Genomic DNA, 3,678 nt, shown 5'->3' on the forward strand with positions numbered 1-3,678 from the left:
GCTGCAAGTTTACATCCACAACTCGGCGTTTCGCCGGCAATTTTACTGATTTATAATTTTAAGGAAATGAGCAAATGAAAAAATGTCTCCTTACTTTAATCTTTTATTTTATCCTCATAATTTGTAAAGCTCAAACCCGAGAATTACCTACCAGACCTGTGGTACAGCCTAACAGCAATGTAGAACAGCAGTTAGAAAATATTACCGAAAACAGTGCTGATGCTGAAACTGAAGATGATTCCTATTTACAGGAAATGATTCAGTATCAAAAACATCCTATCAACATAAACACTGCGAGTGCATCATTACTATCGGGGCTTCGAATTTTATCACCCATACAGGTACAAAACATTATCGATTATAGAACTCTGCTGGGTAATTTTGTAAATATTTATGAACTTCAGGCTGTGCCTGGTTTTGATATAGCTATTATTCAAAGATTAAGACCATACATAGCTATTGTAGAAAATGCTGACTTGTTTGCTTCACTCAATGAGAGGCTCAAAAATGGTGATAAAACTATTTTATTAAGGTTCTCTCAAATTGTTGAACCATCAAAAGGTTATTTGGTAGATCCAAATTCAGGCAAAAATTTTTATCGAGGTTCTCCCCAAAGGCTACTTGTTAGGTATCGGTATAATTATAAAAACAGCTTGCAATATGGCATTGTGGGAGAAAAAGATGGCGGTGAACAGTTTTTTAAGGGAGCTCAAAAGCAAGGATTTGATTTTTATTCTTTTCATTTTTTTGCCAAAAATATCGGTATCATAAAATCGCTGGCAATAGGAGATTATACCGTAAACATGGGGCAGGGTTTAACGCAATGGATGAGTCTTGCTTTTAAAAAAAGTCCTGATATTTTATCCATTAAAAGGCAGGCAGATGTTCTACGACCTTATAATTCTGCCGGAGAAATAAATTTTCACCGAGGCGTGGGCATTACCCTTGCAAAAAAGAACTGGGAAGGAACCTTTTTTGCTTCTTACAGAAATGTTGATGCTAATTTTTCAGCAGGGGATAGCTCACAAACGCAGGATGATTTTATCTCATCACTCCAAATTTCAGGCTTTCACCGTACCAAAAGCGAAGTGGCAGATAAAGGCATACAAAGGCAGCTGGCTTTTGGTGGAAATATTGCATACCAATTAAAAAGTTTGCATGTGGGCCTAAATGCCATTCATTACAGTTTAAAATACCCTTTGCAAAAACAGGCTGAACCTTATAATTTTTATGCATTAGCCGGAAAAAGTTTTGGTAACTACAGTACAGATTATAGCTATACAAAAAAGAATTTGCATTTTTTTGGGGAGGCCGCTATTACTAATAAAAAATATACCGGTTTTATTAACGGTTTACTTATCAGTACTGCTGCAAATGTGGATATGAGTTTTGTTTATAGAAACATCAGCAAAGGTTATCAATCGCTTTACACAAATGCATTTACAGAAAATTCATACCCCACAAATGAAAAAGGATTTTTTTCAGGCATTACCATAAAACCTACTGATGCTTGGAGAATTGATGGTTATGTAGACCTTTACAAATTTCCATGGTTAAAATTTAGGGTAAATGCGCCATCATCCGGATCTGATTATGTGGGGCAGATTACTTACAAGCCCAACAAACTATTTGAAATTTACACCAGATTTAAATCTGAAAAAAAATCTATCAACTACAATCCTGACGAATTAATACTAAGTCCTGTTGTGCCTCAGCCCAGACAAAACTGGAGAACACAATTCTCTTATAAATTAAACAGCACATTTACTTTTAGGAGCCGTATTGAAACCGTATGGTTTGACAAAAATGGCAAAGCGTCTGAAAACGGGTTTTTGATGTACACCGATGTCTTGTACAATCCGGGCATGAAAAAAATGGCCGGAAACATTCGGTTACAATATTTTGAAACGGATGGCTATAACAGCAGGTTATATGCCTATGAAAATGATGTTTTATACAGTTTTTCAATACCCGTTTTCTATGGAAAGGGTTACAGGTATTATATTAATTTAAACTATGATTTTACAAAAAAGCTCACCATCTGGGTTCGGGTATCACAATCAATTTATCCGAATCAAACCAACACCGGATCGTCGTTAGATGAGATCAATAAAAACCACAAAACTGAACTTAAAATGCAGGCATTATTTAAATTTTGATTTTTTTTTAAATTATGCAGCGTTACTTATTCTCGCATTGTCATTTATGTGTTAACAATCGTAAAGTTGTTTTAATTAACAATCTCTTTACGTATAAAAAATATCCTTATTTTTACAATTCATTAAACATTAACAAATTGCTCATGACAAGAATTTTATCACTGTTTGTGATTTTCATGCTCTTTGGAGTATTGGCATTCGCACAAACCCGCGTGGTGACCGGAAAAATACTGGATGATAAAGGTAATGGCGTTCCAGCTGCATCAATTAGAGTTCAAGGAAGCACAACTGGTACTTCTACTGATTCTGATGGTGGTTTCACTATTAGAGTAAATAATGGTGCTACTCTTTCTGTTTCTTCAACTGGTTTTCAAACTCAAACTATTTCGGTTGGAGATCAGGTATTTGTGGGAGCAACTTTAAAAACAACTGATACAAACCTTCAAGAAATTATTGTAAATACTTCATTAGGTCAGCAAAGAGCTAGATCTTCATTGGGTGTTGCTACTGCAACAATCAGAAGTAAAGAATTAACTCAAGGTAGATCAACTAATGTGGCACAAGGCTTAACAGCAAAAGTTGCGGGTGTAAATATTCAGCAAACTAACAGTGGTGTTAATCAAGATACAAGAATTACTCTTAGAGGTATTCGTTCTTTAACCGGAAATAACCAGCCTATGTTGGTTTTAGATGGTGTGCCAATAGGATTGGGTTTTTTCTCCTCAATAAATCCTAATGACATTGCTGATGTAACAATTCTAAAATCTGCTACTTCAACTGCTATTTACGGACCGGATGGTGTGAATGGTGCTATCATTGTAACAACTAAAAAAGGAAGTAAGGCTAAACCTATGATTAGCTTAAGCCATTCTACTCAATTTGAGAAGATTAATTATATGCCTAAATTCCAAGACAGATGGGGTTCAGGTTATGATCAAGATCCTGGAACTGGAGAAGGAACTTACACGGCTTTTGAGCAACAAAGCTGGGGTGATCCGTTTGATGGTTCTATCAGAACATTAGGTGAGACTGGTCCTCAAGGGCAATTGCTAAAGCAAAAATATTCTTACATTCCCAACGAAAGAAAAAATTTCTTTAACACAGGTGTAACCAATCAAACAGATATTTCTTACTCAACAGGCGATTTTTACCTTAGTGGTCAAAATGTAAGCATTAAAGGTATTATGCCAGGTGATGAGTTGACACGTAGAACAGCAACTTTTAGATCTGAGAAGGAATATAACAAGTTTAAAGCAATCTTTAATTTAAGGTATGCTCAAACAAAAAGCAATACAACTACTGCAAATTCAACCGTTTATTATGGTGTAACAAGTGCACCGGGTAACGTTCCATTAACAAGATTTGCAGATTGGAGAAATGATTATTTTTCAAGTCCTAGTGGATATTACACTACTTATTTGACAAATTTTGATTTTACGCCATATTTTGCAAAAGACAATAACCGTCAACAAGGAAAAACGGATGATTTGTTTGGTAACGTAGAATTTAATTACAAAGC

General features: G+C 35.3%; 2 protein-coding genes. Both read left to right on the forward strand.

Translation table 11 applies throughout. The annotated features are described in order from the left end of the window. Window positions 1-158: 158 nt before the first annotated feature. Window positions 159-2,159 (forward strand): helix-hairpin-helix domain-containing protein, encoded by a 2,001-nt coding sequence (locus tag H7254_RS10510; protein WP_301932927.1) that lies wholly within the window; start codon window positions 159-161, stop codon window positions 2,157-2,159. Between the two features lie 143 nt (window positions 2,160-2,302). After that, window positions 2,303-3,678 (forward strand): carboxypeptidase-like regulatory domain-containing protein (locus tag H7254_RS10515; RefSeq protein ID WP_301932928.1); only part of this gene is annotated, 1,376 nt, incomplete at its 3' end.

It is taken from the genome of Ferruginibacter sp. (genome assembly GCF_014377975.1).
Lineage (GTDB): Bacteria > Bacteroidota > Bacteroidia > Chitinophagales > Chitinophagaceae > Ferruginibacter.